The sequence below is a fragment of the Variovorax sp. AB1(2024) genome (assembly GCF_037482385.2).
Lineage (GTDB): Bacteria > Pseudomonadota > Gammaproteobacteria > Burkholderiales > Burkholderiaceae_C > Variovorax.
Genome location: NZ_JBBHKP020000001.1, coordinates 584009 through 603908, shown reverse-complemented (window position 1 = coordinate 603908; position 19900 = coordinate 584009). Strand labels below are relative to the sequence as shown.

Below are 19900 nucleotides of genomic sequence, written 5' to 3'. Positions count from 1 at the left end.
TCATGATTCTCTCGATCCAGCATCTCTACATCCTGGTCGGCCTGATCCTCGCGATCACGGCCATCATGACGCTGACCGACCGCCAGCACCCCAAGCGCTACACCAGCGGCCTGTTCTGGGCGCTCTATTCGCTGGTGTTCCTGGTGGGCGACGAGCTGCCGCCCGCGTGGGTGGGCGTGGGCGCCGTGGCCATGGCCGTCATTGCCGGCATGCGCGGCGTCGGCGCGGGCAAGCACCGCGAGCCCTCGCCCGAGCAATACCAGGCCAGCGCCGCGCGCCTGGGCAACAAGCTCTTCATGCCGGCGCTGGCGATTCCGCTGGTCACGGTGATCGGCACCGTGCTGATGAGCAAGGTCAAGATCGGCGACGCCTTCCTGCTCGACCCCAAGAACACCACGCTGGTGAGCCTGGGCGTGGGCTGCGTGGTGGCGCTGGCGCTGGCATGCTGGCTGACGCGCGAGACGCCGGTGCAGGGCATGCGCGAGTCGCGCCGCCTGACCGACGCGCTGGGCTGGGCCGTGGTGCTGCCGCAGATGCTGGGCATGCTGGGCCTGGTGTTTTCCGACGCCGGCGTGGGCAAGGCCGTGGCATACATCACCACCAGCTACATCAACATGGACATCCGCTTCGTCGCGGTGGTGGTGTACGTGCTGGGCATGGCGCTGTTCACCATCATCATGGGCAACGGCTTCGCGGCCTTCCCGGTGATGACGGGCGGCGTCGGCGTGCCGGTGCTGGTGGGCGTGTACCACGGCGACCCGGCGGTGATGGCGGCCATCGGCATGTTCTCGGGCTACTGCGGGACACTGATGACGCCGATGGCGGCCAACTTCAACATCGTGCCGGCGGCGCTGCTGGAGCTGCCCGACAAGAACGCGGTCATCAAGGTGCAGGTGCCCACGGCGGCCGCGCTGCTGGTGGTCAACATCTTCCTGCTGTACTTCCTGATGTTCCGCTGAGGCCCTGCAATGAAGAAGACGACCGGTACCGCCGCGCCCCGCGTGCTGCTCGCGGGCTTCGAGCCCTTCGAGAACGACCCCGTCAACCCCGCGTGGGAAATCGCCCGCGCCCTGGACGGCTGGGCCTGCGAAGGCGCCGCGGTGCAGGCGGTGCAGCTGCCCTGCGTGTTCGGCCGCGCCATCGACCGGCTCGACGAGGCGCTGGCGGCCGGCGCGCCACCCGTGCTGGTGCTGTGCATCGGCGCGGCGGGCGGGCGCACCGAGATATCGCTGGAGCGCGCCGCGCTGAACGTCGACGACGCGCGCATCCCCGACAACGCTGGCTACCAGCCCATCGACATTCCCGTGGTCGAGGGCGGGCCGGCGGCCTACTTCAGCACGCTGCCCATGAAGGCCATGGTGCGCGACATGCGCGCGGCCGGCCTGCCGGCGGCGGTGTCCAACAGCGCGGGCACCTTTGTCTGCAACCACATCTTCTATGCGCTGATGCACCGCATCGCGACGCAGCCCGCGCTCGCGCGCACGCGCGGTGGCTTCGTGCACGTGCCCTACCTGCCCGAGCAGGCGGCTTCCAAACCCGGTTTCGCCAGCATGGCGCTTGCGACGCAGGTCGAGGCCTTCCGCGTGGCGATCCGCACCGCATTGACCGTGCGCGACGACGTGCGCGAGACCGGCGGCCGCCTGCACTGACCCGATGACCCCCTGTGGCGTGCGCCCGCCGCGCGCCGGAAAAAACGAACGATGAACATCGACTTGAACAGTGACCTCGGCGAGAGCCTGGGCGTGTGGCGCATGGGCGACGACGCCGCCATGCTGGATATCGTGAGCAGCGCCAACGTGGCCTGCGGCTTCCATGCGGGCGACCCGGCCGGCATCCTGCGCACGCTGCGCCAGGCCGCGCAGCGCGGCGTGGTGGTCGGTGCCCATGTGGCCTACCGCGACCTGGTGGGGTTCGGGCGCCGCAACATGGACGTGGAAAGCGCCGACCTGCGCGCCGACGTGATCTATCAGATCGGCGCCCTCAAGGGCCTGGCCGCCGCCGCCGGCACCACCGTGCGCTACGTGAAGCCTCACGGCGCGCTCTACAACACCATCGCCCACGACGAGCGCCAGGCGCGCGACGTGATCGCCGCCATCCGCGAGATCGACCCCGGCCTGTGCCTGGTGGCGCTGGCCGGCTCGCCGCTGCTGGGCTGGGCCGAGGCGCAGGGCCTGCGCGCCGTGGCCGAGGCCTTTGCCGACCGCGCCTACACGCCGCAGGGCACGCTGGTGTCGCGCCGCGAACCCGGTGCCGTGCTGCACGACGCGCAGGACGTGGCCGAGCGCATGCTGCGGCTCGCCGAGGAGGGCGTGGTGACGGCCATCGACGGCAGCACCGTGCGCATCCGTGCCGAGTCGGTCTGCGTGCACGGCGACAGTCCGGGCGCGGTCGGCATGGCGCGGCAGGTACGCGAGCGGCTGTCGCAAGCCGGCGTGACCATCGCTTCGTTCGTGGGCACGGGCACCGGCGCATGACCATGCGCTGCCTGTCGGTCAACCTGAATGCCGTGCTGGTCGAGCTCGACGACCTGCCGCAGACGCTCGCGCTGCTGGCCTCGCTGCGCGCCGAGCCCATCGACGGCATCGAGGAACTGGTGCCCGCCGCGCGCACGCTGCTCATCACCTTCCGGCCCGCCGCGCTGACGGCGGTGGAGCTTGCGCGCCAGCTGCGGCTGCGCAACCTCGATGCCCGCGAGACGCGCGCGGAAAAGCGCATCGAGATCCCCGTGCGCTACGACGGCGAGGACCTGGCCGAAGTGGCCGGCCTGCTCGGCGTTTCGCCCGAAGACGTGGTGCGCCGCCACACCGGCAGCGACTACACCGTGGCCTTCACCGGCTTCGCGCCGGGCTTTGCCTATCTGTCGGGCGGCCATCCGAGCCTGGACGTGCCGCGCCGCAAGGTGCCACGCACCCGCATCCCGGCCGGCGCCGTGGGCCTGGCCGGCAGCTTCAGCGGCGTGTACCCGCAGGCCAGCCCCGGCGGCTGGCAGATCATCGGCGTGACCGACACGCCGATGTGGGACCTGTCGCGCGCAACGCCGGCGCTGCTGCAACCCGGCGACTCCGTGCGCTTCGTGGACGTCACCTCGTCGCCGGTGACGCCGCCCGTTCCCGCGAGCGAAGCGCCTTCCGCATTCGCGGCGGCCGCGCCCGGCGGCTGCGCGCTCGAGATCCGCGCCGCCGGCGTGCAGGCGCTGCTGCAGGACCGGGGCCGGCCCGGGCAGGCGCGCCAGGGCGTGTCGGTCTCCGGCGCGATGGACCAGCGCGCGCTGCAGGCGGCCAACCGGCTCGTCGGCAATGCCTCCGACAACGCCTGCATCGAAGTCGCCTACGGCGGCTTCCAGCTCGTCTGCCGCGGCGAGGCGGTGCTGGCCGTCACCGGCGCCGACGGCCCCCTCACGCTGACCCGTGCCGACGGCGCCAGGTGGCCGCTGCCGCGCTACCAGCCCTTCGCGCTGGCCGACGGCGACATGCTCTCGCTGGGCGAGCCCGTCGCCGGCATCCGCAGTTATGTGGCGGTGCGCGGCGGCTTCGCGGTGGCGCCGGTGCTGGGCAGCTGCTCGAGCGACACGCTGGCCCGCGTCGGCCCGCCCGCGCTGGCTGCCGGTGATGCGCTGCCGGTGCGTGCCGTGCATGTCGGCGCCGTCGTCGGCGGGCCCGAGACGCCGCCTGCGGACCTGCCCACCCTGCAGGAAGAAGTCGTGCTGGACATCGTGCCCGGCCCGCGCGCCGACTGGTTCACGCCCGAGGCCATCGCGCAGCTGTGCGGCCAGCCGTGGCAGGTCACGCCGCAGTCCAACCGCGTCGGGCTGCGCCTGGCCGGCGAGCGGCCGATGGAGCGCGCCAACCTGTCCGAGCTGCCCAGCGAGGGCACCGCGCGCGGCTCCATCCAGGTGCCGCCCAGCGGCCAGCCCGTGCTGTTCCTGGCCGACCATCCGCTGACCGGCGGCTATCCCGTGATCGCCTCGGTCGCCACCCATCACCTGGACCGCGCGGGGCAGATTCCCGTGAACGCCCGCGTCCGCTTCCAACCCGTGGCCGGACTCGGCCCGGTCGAACACTGATCGAGAGTCTTCCGATGAAAAAAGTCCTGATCGCCAACCGAGGCGAAATCGCCGTGCGCATCGCGCGCGCCTGCGCCGACTACGGTGTGCAATCGGTCGCCGTGTACGCCGATGCCGACATCGACGCGCTGCATGTGCGCATGGCCGACGAGGCCTACGGCCTGGAGGGCGACCGCCCCGCCGATACCTACCTGCACATCGCCAAGCTGCTGGCCGTGGCGGCGCGCAGCGGCGCCGACGCGGTGCACCCCGGCTACGGCTTCCTGTCGGAGAGCGCCGCGTTCGCGCAGGCCGTCATCGACGCCGGGCTGACCTGGATCGGCCCGTCGCCCGCCGCCATCGCGCGGCTGGGCGACAAGGTGCAGGCGCGCAAGCTCGCCATGAAGGTCGGCGCGCCGCTGGTCGCGGGCACCGCCGACCCGGTGCAGAGCGCAGCCGAGGTGCTGGCCTTCGCCGAGAAGCACGGCCTGCCGGTGGCCATCAAGGCCGCGTTCGGCGGCGGCGGGCGCGGCATCAAGGTCGCGTGGCGCATGGACGAGGTCGAGGGCCTGTACGAATCGGCCGTGCGCGAGGCCGTCACCGCCTTCGGCCGCGGCGAGTGCTATGTCGAGCAGTTCCTCGACCGGCCGCGCCATGTCGAGGCGCAGGTGCTGGGCGACACGCACGGCAACGTCGTGGTGCTGGGCACGCGCGACTGCTCGCTGCAGCGGCGCAACCAGAAGCTGGTGGAAGAAGCGCCCGCGCCCTTCCTGAGCGACGCGCAGCGCGAGCGCATCCACCAGTCGGCGCGCGACATCTGCGCCGAGGCCGGCTACACCGGCGCCGGCACGGTCGAGTTCATGCTCAGCGCGAGCGGCGCGATCTCGTTCCTCGAAGTCAACACGCGGCTGCAGGTCGAGCATCCGGTGACGGAAGAAACCACCGGCATCGACCTCGTGGTCGAGCAGCTGCGCATTGCCGACGGCCTGCCGCTGTCGGTCACCGAAACGCCGGCGCCGCGCGGCCACGCCTTCGAGTTCCGCATCAACGCCGAGGACGTCGGCCGCGGCTTCCTGCCGACGCCGGGCCCGGTGAAGGTGTTCGACGTGCCCTCGGGCCCGGGCGTGCGCATCGACACCGGCGTGGTGGCGGGCTCGAGCGTGCCGGGCACCTTCGACTCGCTGATGGCCAAGCTGATCGTCACCGGCGCCACGCGCGAACAGGCCGTCGCGCGGGCGCGCCGCGCGCTCGCCGAGTTCCGCATCGAAGGCGTGGCCTCGGTGCTGCCGTTCCATCGTGCCGCGATGGCGCACCCGGATTTCGTGTCCGGCGATGCCTTCAAGGTCCACACGCGCTGGATCGAGACCGACTTCGCCAACGACGAGACCGCCGCCGCGCGGCCCGAGCCGCGGCCCGACACCGCGCTGGTGCGCACCGCCATCGAGGTCGACGGCCGGCGCCTGTCGCTGGGCCTGCCGCCCGAGCTGCTGCGCGGGCTGTCGTCGGCCGATGCGGGGGGCGCCACCGCCGTGCCGGCCGAGGCCGCAGCGGTGCAGGACCCGGCCGCGGTGGCGGCGCCGGTGTCGGGCACGCTGCAGGGCTGGAAGGTCGCCGACGGCGACGAGGTTGCGCAGGGCGCCGTGATCGCCGTCATGGAGGCGATGAAGATGGAAATGCAGGTGCTCGCGCACCGCGCGGGACGCATCGCATTCGGCGTGGCGGCAGGCGGCTACGTGGCGGTGGGATCGGCGATCGCGACCATCGGCTGACGGGCCCCGTGACGCCCATGGCGGGCTGCCGCCTCACTCTTATTTATTCTTCTTATTCAAGTTAGTAGTAGTAGATAAGGGTAAACCCCCGCTGTGGACAGCAGGGGTTTTCTCTTGGCTGACAACGACTTGCCGCACGCGCGTCACTGTGTACACGTCCGTTTCTGGGTCGCCCCTGAAAAAGGACAACTCGCGGGCGAACGATGCCGCTGTGGACAAGTGGGGCCTTGTGCTGAAACTGTCCCCAGAGTTGTTCCGCCAAGGCCCCAGGCCCACCGGGTCGCGGGCGCTTGCGCATAATTGACGCAAGCTATGACTCTCACCGAACTCAAATACATCGTCGCAGTAGCCCGCGAACGGCACTTCGGCAAGGCGGCCGAGGCCTGCTACGTCTCCCAGCCGACCCTCTCGGTCGCCATCAAGAAACTGGAGGACGAACTCGAGGTCAAGCTCTTCGAGCGCAGCGCCGGCGAGGTGACCGTCACCCCGCTGGGCGAGCAGATCGTTCAGCAGGCGCAGAGCGTGCTCGACCAGGCGGCCAGCATCAAGGAAATCGCCAAGCGCGGCAAAGACCCGCTGGCCGGCCCGCTGAACCTCGGCGTGATCTACACGATCGGGCCGTACCTGCTGCCCGACCTGGTCCGCCAGGTGATCCAGCGCACGCCGCAGATGCCGCTGGTGCTGCAGGAGAACTTCACCGTCAAGCTGCTCGAGATGCTGCGCGCCGGCGAGATCGACTGCGCCATCATGGCCGAGCCCTTTCCCGACACCGGCCTGGCGATGGCGCCGCTGTACGACGAGCCCTTCATGGCAGCCCTGCCCGCGAAGCACAAGTTCGCCGACCGCGAATCGATCACGTCCGAGGAACTGCAGAGCGAGACCATGCTGCTGCTGGGCACCGGCCACTGCTTTCGCGACCACGTGCTCGAGGTCTGCCCCGAGTTCGCGCGCTTCTCCAGCAATGCCGAAGGCATCCGCAAGAGCTTCGAGGGCTCGTCGCTGGAGACCATCAAGCACATGGTGGCCTCCGGCATGGGCGTGACGCTGGTGCCGCGGCTGTCGGTGCCGGCCGAGGCGCTCAAGCCCAGGGTCAAAGGCCGCAAGGAGGCCGAGCAGATGGTGCGCTACCTGCCGGTGCGCGACGCGCACGACCGCGATCCGCCCACGCGCCGCGTGGTGCTCGCTTGGCGGCGCACCTTCACGCGCTACGAGGCCATCGCGGCCCTGCGCAACGCGATCTACGCGTGCGAGCTGCCGGGCGTCAAGCGGCTGTCCTGAAGGCGGCAATTCGGGGAATCGGCCTACGCCAGGGCCGTTTTGAATCGTTGATCGCTGAGATAGAGTGGCGCTGTTGCGAAGCCGCACGCCGGCTTCCAGAATCGAAGCGTTCCACCCAAACTTGAAGAAAGAGTTCCCGCCATGGCCAAAGCCTCGAAGAAATCATCGCCTGCTTCCTCCGCCGGCAAGGTGCCCAAGAAGGGCGGCACGGTGGTCGCGCAGGAGTCGGGCAGCCGCAATGCGCCGATCATCAACATCGGCATCGAACGCCAGGACCGCGCGGCCATCGCCGAAGGCCTGAGCCGCGTGCTGGCCGACACCTACACGCTGTACCTCACCACGCACAACTTCCACTGGAACGTGACGGGCCCGCACTTCAACTCGCTGCATGCGATGTTCATGGGCCAGTACACCGAGCTGTGGGGCGCCACCGACGTGCTGGCCGAGCGCATCCGCGCGCTGGGCCACTACGCACCGGGCTCCTATGCCGAATTCAGCAAGATCGCCACCGTGCCCGACGTGCCCCAGACCCCGCCCAAGGCGATGGAGATGGTGCGCATCCTGGTGAAGGGCCACGAGACCGTGTCGCGCATCGCGCGCGAATTCATCCCCGTGGCCGAGGAAGCCGGCGACGACCCGACGGCCGACATGCTGACCGCGCGCTGCACGGTGCACGACCAGACCGCCTGGATGCTGCGTTCGCTGCTCGAAGACTGAGCGCGCGCTTTCCTCGCACCAGCACAAGAGCGGCACAATGGCCGCTCTTTTTTTGCCCGTCTCTTTCCTTCGCATGCTCGCCCGTCGTTTCGCGCTCTACCTCGACCTGATCCGCTGGAACCGCCCCGCAGGCTGGCTGCTGCTGCTGTGGCCCACGCTGGGCGCGCTGTGGTTCGCGGCCGACGGCTGGCCGGGCTGGCACCTGGTGGTGGTGTTCACGCTCGGCACCTTCCTCATGCGCAGCGCGGGCTGCTGCGTCAACGACGTGGCCGACCGCGACTTCGACCGCCATGTCAAGCGCACGGCGCAACGGCCGGTGACCAGCGGCGCGATGTCGGTCAAGGAGGCGCTGGGGCTCGGCGCGGTGCTGGCGCTGATGTCCTTCGCCCTGGTGCTCACCACCAACCGCACGACGGTGCTGTGGTCGTTCGCGGCGCTGGCCATCACGCTGATCTACCCCTTCGCCAAGCGCTTCGTGTCGATCCCGCAGGCAGTGCTGGGCATTGCCTTCAGCTTCGGCATTCCGATGGCCTTTGCGGCGGTGCAGTCGCACGTGCCCGTGTTCGCCGCGTGGCTGCTGGCGGGCAACCTGTTCTGGGTGCTGGCCTACGACACCGAATACGCCATGGTCGACCGCGACGACGACCTCAAGATCGGCATGAAGACTTCGGCCATCACCTTCGGCCGCTTCGACGTGGCGGCGGTGATGGCGAGCTACGCGATCTTCCTCGCGGTGTGGATCTGGGCCGGCGCGAGCCGTTCGCTGGGCGTCCTGTTCTACGCCGGCATCGCCGTGGCCGCGGCGCAGGCGCTGTGGCACTGGCGGCTCATTCACGACCGTACGCGCGAGGGCTGCTTCAAGGCCTTCCGCCTGAACCACTGGCTGGGCTTCACCGTGTTCGCCGGCATCGTGGCCGGTTACGCGCTGCGCTGAACACCATGTCCGACGCCATGCTGGAGCAGCTGAAGCGGAAGATCGGCCAGGAGGGCTTCTCCGAATGGCACCGCATCACACAGGAGATGGTCGACCGCTACTCGGAGCTGTCGGGCGACGGCGAGGGTGAGTGGATCCACCTCGACCCCGAGCGCGCGGCGCGCGAGGCGGACTACGGCGGCACCATCGTGCAGGGCTTCTTCCAGGTGTCGCACCTGATCCGCCTGACCGGCGAGGCCATGCGCACGCTGCTGCCGTTCGACTCGAATCACGCGCTCAACTACGGCTTCGACCGCCTGCGCTTCGTGCGGCCGATGCCCGTGGGCGCGCGCTTCCGGGCGCGGGTGCGCATCGCGGAGGTGACGCCCAGGCCCGGCGACAGCTTCTTGCTGAAGGAGGAAGTCTGGCTCGAACTGGAAGACGGCACCGTCACGCTGGCGGCCGAGTGGCTCTTCCTGCTGGGGCCGCGCGCGCTGCCCGCGGCCTGAAATCAGTCCCGGCCGAATTCCTCGCCCAGCTCCGCGGCGCGCTTCTGCGCCGCGCGGATCGCGGTCTTGAACTGCGCCTTCACGTCGGCTTCTTCCAGCGAACTGATGGCGGCGTAAGTGGTGCCGCCCTTGGAGGTGACGCGCGCGCGCAGCACCGACGGCGGCTCGGTCGCGCTGTGCGCCAGCGCCGAGGCGCCGGTGAAGGTGCCGATGGCCAGGCGCTGGGCCTGCTCGGGCGTCAGGCCCATCTCGACGCCGGCCTCGGTCATGGCCTCGATGAAATAGAACACATAGGCCGGGCCCGAGCCCGACATGGCGGTCACGGCGTCGAGCGCGGGTTCGGCGTCGACCCAGATCAGCTCGCCGGTGGGTGCCAGCAGCTGGCCGACCAGCGAGCGGTCGGCGCCGGTGACGCCGGCGCGCGCGAACAGGCCGGTCATGCCCTTGCCGACCAGCGCGGGCGTGTTGGGCATGGCGCGCACCACGCGCTCGGTGCCAAGCCAACGGGCGATGCTGTCCGACGGAATGCCCGCGGCCACGCTGAGCTGCAACGCGCCATCGGCGAATTCGCGCACCGGGCGGGCGGCTTCGGCAAATGTCTGGGGCTTGACCGCCCACACCACCACCTCGCAGCGCGACAGCGCCTCGCCGGCCTCCGCCTTCGCGACGATGCCGTACGACTGGGACAGCTTGGCGCGGGCCTCCTCGAAGGGCTCGACCACCTCGAACGAATCGGCCGCGGAGCCTTGCTGGATCAAGCCGCCGATGATGGCGCTCGCCATGTTGCCGCCGCCGATGAAGGCGACGGGCGGCAGCGGCGCGGGGGCGGTACGGGGCAGGAAAGTGACGGCGATGGTCATGGTCGGTCGGGTTATTCGAAGGCGAAGGCTGCGAACTGGGTGATCTGCAGCGGATTGAAATTGTCGTCGCTCACGACCACCAGCATGCGTTTGCCGTCGGGCAGCGGCGGCCCCCAGCACATGCCTTCGGTGTTGTCGAGGCGCGACAGGCCCAGGGCGGCGAAGTCAGCCACCAGGGTCTTGGAGGCGGGGCGGTGGTTGCCCGGCACCAGCATGTCGATGGAGAGCACCTCGCCGGCGGCGCGGGTGTCGATTTCATACAGGCGCAGCGAGTTGCCCGCGCCGGTGGCGTAGGCGCGCTCCAGCACCAGCATGCGGTGGGCGTCGATCATCAGGATCTCGCTGACGCCGTTGTCGGCATAGGTGCCGGGCACCAGCGGGCGCAGCGGAATGGCGTCGGGCACGTAGGCGATCTGGCGCACGGCGCGGCCTGTGTCCAGGTCGACCTGGGTGAAGCGGCAGGGGCCGCCGGGCGCGCCGGTGGTGGGCTCGGGGCCGTCCTGGATCAGCGCGTTCTCCATGCCCAGCCAGGCGAAGCGGCCGTCCGGCGTGAGGGCGACGCCCTCGAACGTCAGGTTGTCACGCGGGCCGCGGCGCTTTGCCGGGTCGGGCTGGAACATCGGCGGCATGGCGAATTCGCGCAGGAAGCGCCCGTCGCGGGCCGATTCGTACAGCGCGGGGCCGAAACCGCGGGCGATGTCGCCTTCGCTGGTCCACAGGATGGTGTCGGTAGAGGGGCGCAGGCGCAGGGCTTCGGGGTCGGGTACCGGGAGGCCGTCGATGGCCTGGCGCCGGCTGGGCCAGGGGCCGCCGCCGGGGCGTTGCAGCTTTACCACGCCCATGGGCTCGGGCGGCGCGGCCTGTGGCAGCGGCCAGCGTGCGGTGTAGTAGCGCACCGGATCGAAGTCTGACCGGTCATCGCTGATGAGCAGGTACTCACCTCGCGCCGGGTCGTAGTCGATGCCCGAGAGGCCGCCCACCGTGGTGCCTTCCATATGAAGGCGATGCGCCCAGCGCGCCTCGCCCACCAGCCGCATCCTGCCGGGGTCCTGCTGCGGAGCGGCGCTGCGGCAGGCGCCAAGGCCCAGCGCCAGCAGGCCGGCAGCACCGGCCAGAACGCTGCGGCGGCCTGGATGCGGGGCTGAAAAGTGGGATTTCGCAGTGGTGCGCACCGTCGAGAGTCTAGTGCCAGCGCTTGGTGGTGTAATAGGGCTGTTGACATCGGCACAAGTGCGTGCAACAATCGCGGGCTTCGCTTCCAAAAGGCGAAGCTTTCAGCCCAAAGCGGAAGTGCCTCGAGTGGTTCGAGGTGCGGACGGCGGGCCCAAGACTGACCGCGGTGTTTCCCTCCTGGAGGCACATCGGTACAAGTTGGGAATATCAAGAAATGATCCAAACTGAATCCCGGCTCGAAGTGGCCGACAACACAGGCGCGAAATCCGTCCTGTGTATCAAGGTGCTCGGTGGCTCCAAGCGGCGTTACGCCAGCGTGGGCGACGTCATCAAGGTCAGCATCAAGGAAGCCGCTCCGCGTGGTCGCGTCAAGAAGGGCGAGATCTACAGCGCAGTGGTGGTCCGCACCGCCAAGGGCATCCGTCGCGCCGACGGCTCGCTCGTCAAGTTCGACGGCAATGCCGCCGTGCTGCTCAATGCCAAGCTGGAGCCCATCGGCACCCGCATCTTCGGACCGGTCACGCGCGAACTGCGCACCGAGAAGTTCATGAAGATCGTGTCGCTGGCACCCGAAGTTCTGTAAGGACAACAACGCCATGAACAAGATTCGCAAAGGCGACCAGGTCATCGTGTTGGCCGGCCGTGACAAGGGCAAGCGGGGCACCGTCTCGCTGCGCAAGGACGACTCGCACGTCGTCATCGAAGGCCTGAACCTCGTCAAGAAGCACACCAAGCCGAACCCCCTCAAGGGTACGACCGGTGGCATCGTCGAGAAGTCCATGCCCATCCACCAATCCAACGTGGCGATCTTCAATGCCGCGACCGGCAAGGCCGACCGCGTGGGCATCAAGATCACCCAGGGTGCTGACGGCAAGCGCGTGGCTGTTCGCGTCTTCAAGTCCAGCGGCGACGAAATCAAGTTCGCCTAAGAGGTACTCACATGGCACGTCTCCAACAACACTATCGCGAAAAGATCGCGAAAGACCTGACGGAAAAGTTCGGCTACACGTCGCCGATGCAGGTTCCGCGCCTCACCAAGATCACCCTGAACATGGGTGTGGGTGAAGCAGTCGCCGACAAGAAGGTTCTCGACAACGCTGTCGCCGACCTGACCAAGATCGCTGGCCAGAAGCCCGTGGTCACCAAGTCGAAGAAGGCTATCGCCGGTTTCAAGATCCGCGAAAACCAGCCTATCGGCTGCATGGTCACGCTGCGTGGCGTGCAGATGTATGAGTTCCTGGACCGTTTCGTGACCATCGCGCTGCCGCGTGTTCGCGACTTCCGCGGCATCTCCGGCCGTGCGTTCGACGGTCGTGGCAACTACAACATCGGCGTCAAGGAACAGATCATTTTCCCCGAGATCGAGTACGACAAGGTCGATGCCCTGCGCGGTCTGAATATCAGCATCACGACGACGGCCAAGACCGATGAAGAAGCCAAGGCGCTTCTCGCCGGCTTCCGTTTCCCGTTCAAGAACTGAGGTGATTCGTGGCTAAAGCATCTTTGATCCAGCGCGAACTCAAGCGCGACAAGCTGGTTGCCAAGTTCGCTGCGAAGCACGCGGAACTGAAGGCGGCTTCCAACGACGTGAAGAAGACCGACGAAGAGCGTGCAGCTGCCCGTCTGGCGCTGCAAAAGCTCCCGCGCAACGCGAACCCCACGCGTCAGCGCAACCGTTGCGAAATCACCGGTCGCCCCCGTGGCACCTTCCGTCAATTCGGTCTGGCCCGCGCCAAGATCCGCGAACTGGCTTTCAACGGCGACATCCCCGGTGTCACCAAGGCCAGCTGGTAAGCCAGGCAGGAGCAAACAACATGAGCATGAGTGATCCCATTGCCGACCTGCTGACGCGTATCCGTAACGCGCAGATGGTGGCGAAGCCCACCGTGTCGGTTCCGTCTTCCAAGGTGAAGATCGCAATCGCACAAGTCCTGAAGGACGAGGGCTACATCGACGGCTTCCAGGTCAAGACCGAAGCCGGCAAGAGCGAACTTGAAATCTCGCTGAAGTACTACGCTGGCCGTCCGGTCATCGAGCGCATTGAGCGCGTGAGCCGCCCCGGCCTGCGTGTCTACAAGGCCAGTGCTTCCATTCCGCAAGTCCAGAACGGCCTCGGCGTTGCGATCGTCACGACCCCAAAGGGCGTGATGACCGACCGCAAGGCTCGCGCCTCCGGTGTCGGCGGCGAAGTTCTGTGCTACGTCGCCTAACCGAGACATCGAGGAGTTACTGAAATGTCCCGAGTAGGAAAAATGCCGGTCACCATCCCCGCAGGCGTGGATGTGTCGATCAAGGAAGACCAGATCAGCGTCAAGGGCACGGGCGGTTCGCTCAGCCTGGCCCGCAATGCGCTGGTCAAGATCGTCAGCAATGACGGCAAGCTGAGCTTCGAGCCCGCCAACGAGTCGCGTGAAGCGAACGCGATGAGCGGCACGATCCGTCAGCTGGTGAACAACATGGTGGTTGGCGTGACCAAGGGCTTCGAGAAGAAGCTCAACCTGGTCGGCGTCGGCTACAAGGCTGCGGCTTCCAACAACAAGCTGAACCTGCAAGTCGGTTACTCGCACCCGGTCAACATCGACATGCCGCAAGGCATCACGGTGGCCACCGCGACCCCGACCGAAATCGTGATCAAGGGTGCTGACCGTCAGCGCGTTGGTCAAATCGCCGCTGAGATCCGCGCTGTTCGTCCGCCCGAGCCCTACAAGGGCAAGGGTATCCGTTATTCGGACGAGAAGATCGTGATCAAAGAGACCAAGAAGAAGTAAGGGGCAGCAAAATGATGTTGACCAAAAAAGCACAGCGTCTTCGCCGCTCGCGCCAGACCCGCATTCGCATCGCGACGCAGGGCGTGGCCCGTCTGACGGTGAACCGCACCAACCTGCACATCTATGCAACCGTCATCTCCGACGACGGCTCCAAGGTGATTGCAACCGCATCGACGGCAGAAGCCGAAGTGCGTACCTCGCTCGGCGGTTCGGGCAAGGGCGGCAATGCCGCCGCAGCCACCGCCGTCGGCAAGCGCATCGCTGAAAAGGCGAAGGCAGCCGGCGTCGAGAAGGTCGCTTTCGACCGCGCAGGTTTCGCTTACCACGGCCGCGTCAAGGCGCTGGCCGAGGCCGCCCGCGAAGCCGGCCTGCAGTTCTAACCGGACACGAGATTCAAAATGGCAAAGATTCAGGCAAGAACGCAGAACGAAGGCCCCGAGGACGGTTTGCGCGAGAAGATGATCGCGATCAACCGCGTCACCAAGGTGGTGAAGGGTGGTCGTATCCTCGGTTTCGCAGCACTCACCGTCGTTGGTGATGGCGATGGCCGCGTCGGCATGGGCAAGGGCAAGTCGAAGGAAGTGCCCGCTGCAGTGCAGAAGGCCATGGAAGAAGCGCGTCGCAACCTGCTGAAGGTTTCGATCAAGAACGGCACGCTGCACCACCAGGTGCAGGGCCACCATGGCGCTTCGACGGTCGTGATGTACCCGGCTCCCAAGGGTACCGGCATCATCGCCGGCGGCCCGATGCGCGCCGTGTTCGAAGTGATGGGTATCACCGACATCGTGGCCAAGAGCCATGGTTCGTCGAACCCCTACAACATGGTTCGCGCCACGCTCGACGGGTTGAAGAACTCGACGACCGCGGGTCAAGTGGCTGCCAAGCGCGGCCTCACCGTCGAAGAAATCTTCGCTTAAGCGCAAGCCGAAAGAAGCATTCAAATGACGCAACAACAAACCCTCAAGGTCCAATTGGTCAAGAGCCCGATCGGTACCAAGGAATCGCATCGCGCGACCGTGCGCGGCCTCGGCCTGCGCAAGCTCAACAGCGTGAGCGAGCTGCAAGACACGCCCGCTGTGCGCGGCATGATCAACAAGATCAGTTATCTGGTCAAAGTTCTGTAAGAGAGACTGATATGGAACTCAATGGCATCAAGCCGGCAGCCGGCGCCAAGCACGCCAAGCGTCGCGTTGGCCGTGGTATCGGCTCTGGCATCGGCAAGACCGCGGGTCGCGGCCACAAGGGCCAGAAGTCGCGTGCTGGCGGCTTCCACAAGGTGGGCTTCGAAGGCGGTCAAATGCCTCTGCAGCGTCGCCTGCCGAAGCGCGGCTTCAAGTCGCACCTGCTGAAGTTCAACGCCGAAGTCACGCTGACTGCTCTCGAGCAGCTCGGCTTGGCCGAAGTGGATGTCCTGGCGCTGAAGCAAGCCGGCCTCGTGGGCCAGCTGGCCAAGGTCGTCAAGGTCGTCAAGACCGGCGAACTGACCAAGGCCGTCAAGCTGACGGGCGTGGGCGCTACCGCTGGTGCCAAGGCTGCGATCGAAGCAGCCGGCGGCAGCATCGCCTGATCACCATCGGACTGAAAGAAGTTCTTCGTGGCAACTAACGCGGCAACGATCGCAAAAACAGGCAAGTTCGGCGACCTCCGTCGTCGGCTCGTCTTTTTGCTGCTCGCGCTCGTGGTCTACCGGATTGGCGCGCACATTCCTGTGCCGGGTATCAACCCGGACCAGCTGGCAGCGTTGTTCCAGGGCCAGCAGGGCGGCATTCTGAGCCTGTTCAACATGTTCTCGGGCGGGGCGCTGTCGCGCTTCACCGTGTTCGCGTTGGGGATCATGCCGTACATCTCGGCGTCGATCATCATGCAGCTGATGACCTACGTGCTTCCGACCTTCGAGCAATTGAAGAAGGAAGGCGAGGCCGGCCGCCGCAAGATCACGCAGTACACGCGCTACGGCGCGCTCGGTCTGGCACTGTTCCAATCGTTCAGCATCGCGGTGGCTCTCGAGTCGTCTGCCGGTCTGGTCATCGCCCCCGGTTTCGGCTTCCGCCTGACCGCCATGGTGAGCCTGACGGCAGGTTCGATGTTCCTGATGTGGCTCGGCGAGCAGATCACCGAACGCGGCCTGGGCAACGGCATCTCGATCCTGATCTTTGCAGGTATCGCGGCCGGCCTGCCGAACGCGATCGGCGGCCTCGCTTCGCTGGTGACGACCGGTGCAATGAATCCGATCATTGCGCTGTTCATCATCGCCGTCGTGGTGCTGGTCACCTACTTCGTGGTGTTCGTCGAACGCGGCCAGCGCAAGATCCTCGTGAACTATGCGCGGCGCCAGGTCGGCAACAAGGTCTATGGCGGCCAGTCGTCGCACCTGCCCTTGAAGCTGAACATGGCCGGCGTGATCCCGCCGATCTTCGCCTCGTCGATCATCCTGCTGCCCGCAACGGTGGTTGGCTGGTTCAGTACCGGTGAAGGCGGTTTCCGCTGGATCAAGGACGTTGCGGGCGCACTGCGTCCGGGCGAACCGATCTACGTGCTGCTGTATGCCGCTGCGATCGTTTTCTTCTGCTTCTTCTACACGGCACTCGTGTTCAACAGCAAGGAAACGGCCGACAACCTGAAGAAGAGTGGTGCTTTCATTCCTGGCATTCGCCCGGGTGACCAGACCGCTCGCTATATCGACAAGATTCTGGTTCGCTTGACGCTGGCCGGCGCGGTGTACATCACCTTCGTCTGCCTGCTGCCCGAGTTCCTGATCCTGAAGTACAACGTGCCGTTCTACTTCGGTGGTACCTCCCTGCTGATCATCGTGGTCGTCACGATGGACTTCATGGCCCAGGTGCAAAACTACATGATGTCCCAGCAGTACGAATCGCTGCTGAAGAAGGCGAACTTCAAGACATCGTAGGGCTGTGTTTCAGTATTGAGTCCGGGCGGTAGACCGCCACGTTAAACAGTTTTAGGAGAATGAAATGAGAGTTTCGGCTTCGGTCAAAACCATCTGCCGTAATTGCAAGGTCATCCGCCGTAAAGGTGTGGTGCGTGTGATTTGCACCGACCCGCGCCACAAGCAGCGCCAGGGTTGATTGAAGAGTATTAGAGGACGCACATGGCACGTATTGCTGGCATCAACATCCCGCCGCACAAGCACGCTGAAATCGGCCTGACCGCCATCTTCGGCATCGGTCGCACCCGCGCCCGTCAAATCTGCGAAGCGAGCGGCATCGAGTATTCGAAGAAGATCAAGGATCTGACCGACGCCGATCTCGAAAAGATCCGCGACCAGATCGCTCTGTTCACCATCGAAGGCGATCTGCGTCGCGAGACGACGATGAACATCAAGCGTTTGATGGACATCGGCTGCTATCGCGGCTTCCGTCACCGTCGCGGCCTGCCGATGCGCGGCCAGCGCACGCGCACCAACGCCCGCACCCGCAAGGGTCCGCGCAAGGCTGCGCAGTCCCTGAAGAAATAAGGATAGACCAGCATGGCTAAAGCACCTGCAAACAACGCCGCACAGCGCGTTCGCAAGAAGGTTCGCAAGAACGTTGCGGACGGTATCGCCCACGTGCATGCCTCGTTCAACAACACCATCATCACGATCACCGATCGCCAGGGCAACGCCCTGTCGTGGGCTTCGTCGGGTGGCCAGGGCTTCAAGGGCTCGCGCAAGTCGACCCCGTTCGCTGCGCAGGTCGCTTCCGAAGTTGCCGGCCGTGCTGCTGTCGAACAAGGTATCAAGAACCTCGACGTCGAGATCAAGGGCCCCGGTCCTGGTCGCGAATCGTCGGTGCGCGCACTGGCTGCGCTCGGCATCCGGATCAATTCCATTGCCGACGTGACGCCCGTTCCGCACAATGGCTGCCGTCCCCAGAAGCGTCGTCGCATCTGATCGTCAGTCCGCAAGGCGCAGCCGGCTTTTTCAAGCGGCTGCGCATTTGTTTTTTATCTAAGCCCACCGCCATCCGCGCTTCGCAGATGGCTCCCGCAGGCAACTGCGGCAGATGACACAAAGGAAAAATCGTGGCACGTTACCTCGGCCCCAAGGCCAAACTTTCCCGCCGTGAAGGCACCGACCTGTTCCTGAAGAGCGCCCGCCGCTCCATCCAGGACAAGGCCAAGTTCGACTCCAAGCCCGGCCAGCACGGTCGCACCTCGGGTCAGCGCACCTCCGACTACGGTCTGCAGTTGCGTGAAAAGCAGAAGGTCAAGCGCATGTACGGCGTGCTCGAAAAGCAATTCCGCCGCTACTTCGAAGAAGCCGACCGCCGCCGTGGCAACACCGGCGCCAACCTGCTGTTCATCCTCGAATCGCGCCTGGACAACGTCGTCTACCGCATGGGCTTCGGCTCGACCCGCGCCGAAGCGCGCCAGCTCGTGTCGCACAAGGCGATCACGGTGAACGGTCAGTCGGTCAACATCCCGTCGTACCTGGTCAAGACCGGTGACGTGATCGCCGTGCGCGACAAGTCGAAGAAGCAGAACCGCATTGTCGAAGCGCTGCAACTCGCCCAGCAAGTCGGTATTCCGGCCTGGGTCGACGTGAATGCCGACAAGGCCGAAGGCACGTTCAAGAAGGTGCCCGATCGCGACGAATTCGCAGCCGACATCAACGAATCGCTGATCGTCGAACTGTATTCGCGTTGATTTTTTCTACCCGCCTCGGCGCGTTCGCGCCGGCGGGAGATTGATATTGTTGTTCACGTTCCTGCTCCGCGCTTCGTCGCGGATCAGGTGCTTCACCAGCCTTACCGGTGTAACGAGCCGGGGGTATTGAGAGGAAGTCTGCATGCAAACCACCCTGCTGAAACCCAAGACCATCCAGGTCGAGCAACTTGCCGCCAACAAGGCCAAGGTCACGCTCGAGCCTTTCGAGCGCGGCTACGGCCACACGCTCGGCAACGCGCTGCGTCGCGTTCTGCTGTCGTCCATGGTCGGTTACTCGGCCACCGAAGTCACGATCGCTGGCGTTCTGCATGAGTACTCGTCGATCGACGGCGTGCAGGAAGATGTCGTCAACATCCTGCTGAATCTCAAGGGCGTGGTGTTCAAGCTCCACAACCGCGACGAAGTCACGCTGAGCCTGCGCAAGGACGGTGAAGGCCCGGTGCTCGCATCGGACATCCAGACCCCGCACGACGTCGAGATCATCAACCCCGACCACGTGATCGCGCACCTGTCGCAAGGCGGCAAGCTCGACATGCAGATCAAGGTCGAAAAGGGTCGCGGCTACGTGCCCGGCACGATGCGCCGCTACGCGGACGAGCCGACCAAGTCGATAGGCCGCATCGTTCTCGACGCTTCGTTCTCGCCCGTCAAGCGCGTGAGCTACACGGTCGAAAGCGCCCGTGTCGAACAGCGTACCGACCTGGACAAGCTGCTCGTCGAGATCGAAACCAACGGCGCGATCACCGCGGAAGACGCAGTTCGCGCTTCGGCTAAAATCCTGGTCGAGCAGCTCGCAGTGTTCGCGCAGCTCGAAGGCGGCGAACTCGCTGCATTCGACGCACCGGCACCGCGCAGCGCACAGCAGTTCGATCCGATCCTGCTGCGCCCTGTCGACGAGCTCGAACTCACCGTGCGTTCGGCGAACTGCCTGAAGGCCGAGAACATCTACTACATCGGTGATCTGATCCAGCGCACCGAAAACGAGCTGCTCAAGACCCCGAACCTGGGTCGCAAGTCGCTCAACGAAATCAAGGAAGTGCTTGCCTCCCGCGGCCTGACCTTGGGCATGAAGCTCGAAAGCTGGCCCCCGGCCGGTCTTGACAAGCGTTGATTTGAATTTTTGAAATTTGGCTCCCCAAAGAGCCAGTGCACCGGGCAGTACCTGATACGGCTGCCTGTTTTTATAAAGTAAAGGAAAGCACC

27 protein-coding genes are annotated in these 19900 nt (G+C 66.1%); 25 read left to right on the top strand and 2 right to left on the bottom strand.

The window, feature by feature from the left end:
* Positions 1–2: 2 nt before the first annotated feature.
* The 9 genes from WIX39_RS02975 (at position 3) to WIX39_RS02935 (ending at position 9228) form a co-directional block, all read left to right on the top strand.
* On the top strand, positions 3–959 hold the full coding sequence (locus WIX39_RS02975; protein WP_409194464.1) for a DUF979 domain-containing protein: 957 nt from the start codon (positions 3–5) through the stop codon (positions 957–959).
* Between the two features lie 9 nt (positions 960–968).
* Positions 969–1649 (top strand): pyroglutamyl-peptidase I, encoded by a 681-nt coding sequence (gene pcp, locus WIX39_RS02970; RefSeq protein ID WP_409194463.1) that lies wholly within the window; start codon positions 969–971, stop codon positions 1647–1649.
* A 51-nt stretch (positions 1650–1700) separates the two neighbouring features.
* Positions 1701–2474 (top strand): LamB/YcsF family protein, encoded by a 774-nt coding sequence (locus tag WIX39_RS02965; RefSeq protein WP_106936472.1) that lies wholly within the window; start codon positions 1701–1703, stop codon positions 2472–2474.
* Between the two features lie 2 nt (positions 2475–2476).
* Positions 2477–4063: a 5-oxoprolinase/urea amidolyase family protein gene (locus tag WIX39_RS02960; protein ID WP_409196312.1), complete on the top strand. Its 1587-nt coding sequence runs from the start codon at positions 2477–2479 to the stop codon at positions 4061–4063.
* A gap of 14 nt (positions 4064–4077) precedes the next feature.
* On the top strand, positions 4078–5811 hold the full coding sequence (locus WIX39_RS02955) for an acetyl/propionyl/methylcrotonyl-CoA carboxylase subunit alpha (RefSeq protein WP_409194462.1): 1734 nt from the start codon (positions 4078–4080) through the stop codon (positions 5809–5811).
* A gap of 312 nt (positions 5812–6123) precedes the next feature.
* Positions 6124–7089: a LysR substrate-binding domain-containing protein gene (locus tag WIX39_RS02950; protein WP_081267421.1), complete on the top strand. Its 966-nt coding sequence runs from the start codon at positions 6124–6126 to the stop codon at positions 7087–7089.
* A 141-nt stretch (positions 7090–7230) separates the two neighbouring features.
* Positions 7231–7806, top strand: a complete 576-nt coding sequence (locus WIX39_RS02945; RefSeq protein ID WP_081267422.1) for a Dps family protein — start codon at positions 7231–7233, stop codon at positions 7804–7806.
* 73 nt (positions 7807–7879) lie between these two features.
* Positions 7880–8740 carry a 4-hydroxybenzoate octaprenyltransferase gene (ubiA, locus tag WIX39_RS02940; RefSeq protein ID WP_409194461.1) on the top strand — a complete coding sequence of 287 codons (861 nt, stop codon included), beginning with the start codon at positions 7880–7882 and terminating at the stop codon, positions 8738–8740.
* Positions 8741–8745: 5 nt separating this feature from the next.
* Positions 8746–9228 (top strand): MaoC/PaaZ C-terminal domain-containing protein, encoded by a 483-nt coding sequence (locus WIX39_RS02935; RefSeq protein ID WP_409194460.1) that lies wholly within the window; start codon positions 8746–8748, stop codon positions 9226–9228.
* 2 nt (positions 9229–9230) lie between these two features.
* Here WIX39_RS02935 and proC read toward each other — a convergent pair whose 3' ends face one another.
* Both proC and WIX39_RS02925 read right to left on the bottom strand, forming a co-directional pair.
* Complete coding sequence (gene proC, locus WIX39_RS02930; protein ID WP_409194459.1) at positions 9231–10088, bottom strand: pyrroline-5-carboxylate reductase; 858 nt, start codon at positions 10086–10088, stop codon at positions 9231–9233.
* A gap of 11 nt (positions 10089–10099) precedes the next feature.
* Positions 10100–11260 carry an esterase-like activity of phytase family protein gene (locus tag WIX39_RS02925; RefSeq protein WP_106936474.1) on the bottom strand — a complete coding sequence of 387 codons (1161 nt, stop codon included), beginning with the start codon at positions 11258–11260 and terminating at the stop codon, positions 10100–10102.
* Positions 11261–11475: 215 nt separating this feature from the next.
* On the opposite strand from WIX39_RS02925, the gene rplN reads away from it, so the two are divergent.
* The 16 genes from rplN to WIX39_RS02845 all read left to right on the top strand — a co-directional run bounded on the left by rplN (position 11476) and on the right by WIX39_RS02845 (position 19808).
* Complete coding sequence (rplN, locus tag WIX39_RS02920) at positions 11476–11844, top strand: 50S ribosomal protein L14 (protein WP_009124801.1); 369 nt, start codon at positions 11476–11478, stop codon at positions 11842–11844.
* A gap of 13 nt (positions 11845–11857) precedes the next feature.
* Positions 11858–12190 carry a 50S ribosomal protein L24 gene (gene rplX, locus WIX39_RS02915; protein ID WP_056592808.1) on the top strand — a complete coding sequence of 111 codons (333 nt, stop codon included), beginning with the start codon at positions 11858–11860 and terminating at the stop codon, positions 12188–12190.
* Between the two features lie 11 nt (positions 12191–12201).
* Positions 12202–12741, top strand: a complete 540-nt coding sequence (rplE, locus tag WIX39_RS02910) for a 50S ribosomal protein L5 (RefSeq protein WP_081267426.1) — start codon at positions 12202–12204, stop codon at positions 12739–12741.
* Positions 12742–12749: 8 nt separating this feature from the next.
* On the top strand, positions 12750–13055 hold the full coding sequence (rpsN, locus tag WIX39_RS02905; RefSeq protein ID WP_081267427.1) for a 30S ribosomal protein S14: 306 nt from the start codon (positions 12750–12752) through the stop codon (positions 13053–13055).
* Positions 13056–13075: 20 nt separating this feature from the next.
* Complete coding sequence (gene rpsH / locus WIX39_RS02900) at positions 13076–13471, top strand: 30S ribosomal protein S8 (protein ID WP_081267428.1); 396 nt, start codon at positions 13076–13078, stop codon at positions 13469–13471.
* Between the two features lie 24 nt (positions 13472–13495).
* Entirely contained in the window at positions 13496–14029 is a 534-nt protein-coding gene (gene rplF / locus WIX39_RS02895; protein ID WP_081267429.1) for a 50S ribosomal protein L6, read from the top strand.
* Between the two features lie 14 nt (positions 14030–14043).
* Positions 14044–14409, top strand: coding sequence for a 50S ribosomal protein L18 (rplR, locus tag WIX39_RS02890; RefSeq protein WP_081267539.1), 366 nt, complete (start codon positions 14044–14046; stop codon positions 14407–14409).
* Positions 14410–14427: 18 nt separating this feature from the next.
* On the top strand, positions 14428–14946 hold the full coding sequence (gene rpsE, locus WIX39_RS02885; protein WP_081267430.1) for a 30S ribosomal protein S5: 519 nt from the start codon (positions 14428–14430) through the stop codon (positions 14944–14946).
* Between the two features lie 24 nt (positions 14947–14970).
* Complete coding sequence (rpmD, locus tag WIX39_RS02880; RefSeq protein ID WP_019653974.1) at positions 14971–15153, top strand: 50S ribosomal protein L30; 183 nt, start codon at positions 14971–14973, stop codon at positions 15151–15153.
* An 11-nt stretch (positions 15154–15164) separates the two neighbouring features.
* Positions 15165–15596 carry a 50S ribosomal protein L15 gene (gene rplO / locus WIX39_RS02875; RefSeq protein ID WP_009124820.1) on the top strand — a complete coding sequence of 144 codons (432 nt, stop codon included), beginning with the start codon at positions 15165–15167 and terminating at the stop codon, positions 15594–15596.
* Between the two features lie 27 nt (positions 15597–15623).
* Entirely contained in the window at positions 15624–16937 is a 1314-nt protein-coding gene (secY, locus tag WIX39_RS02870) for a preprotein translocase subunit SecY (RefSeq protein ID WP_009124822.1), read from the top strand.
* 64 nt (positions 16938–17001) lie between these two features.
* Positions 17002–17115: a 50S ribosomal protein L36 gene (gene rpmJ / locus WIX39_RS02865; RefSeq protein ID WP_013544106.1), complete on the top strand. Its 114-nt coding sequence runs from the start codon at positions 17002–17004 to the stop codon at positions 17113–17115.
* 23 nt (positions 17116–17138) lie between these two features.
* Positions 17139–17504: a 30S ribosomal protein S13 gene (rpsM, locus tag WIX39_RS02860; protein ID WP_013544105.1), complete on the top strand. Its 366-nt coding sequence runs from the start codon at positions 17139–17141 to the stop codon at positions 17502–17504.
* A gap of 12 nt (positions 17505–17516) precedes the next feature.
* The gene (rpsK, locus tag WIX39_RS02855) at positions 17517–17921 is read left to right on the top strand and encodes a 30S ribosomal protein S11 (RefSeq protein ID WP_009124825.1); all 405 of its coding nucleotides are present in this window, start codon (positions 17517–17519) and stop codon (positions 17919–17921) included.
* A gap of 131 nt (positions 17922–18052) precedes the next feature.
* Positions 18053–18676 (top strand): 30S ribosomal protein S4, encoded by a 624-nt coding sequence (gene rpsD, locus WIX39_RS02850; protein ID WP_009124826.1) that lies wholly within the window; start codon positions 18053–18055, stop codon positions 18674–18676.
* A 142-nt stretch (positions 18677–18818) separates the two neighbouring features.
* Positions 18819–19808, top strand: coding sequence for a DNA-directed RNA polymerase subunit alpha (locus WIX39_RS02845; protein WP_009124827.1), 990 nt, complete (start codon positions 18819–18821; stop codon positions 19806–19808).
* Positions 19809–19900 lie beyond the last annotated feature (92 nt).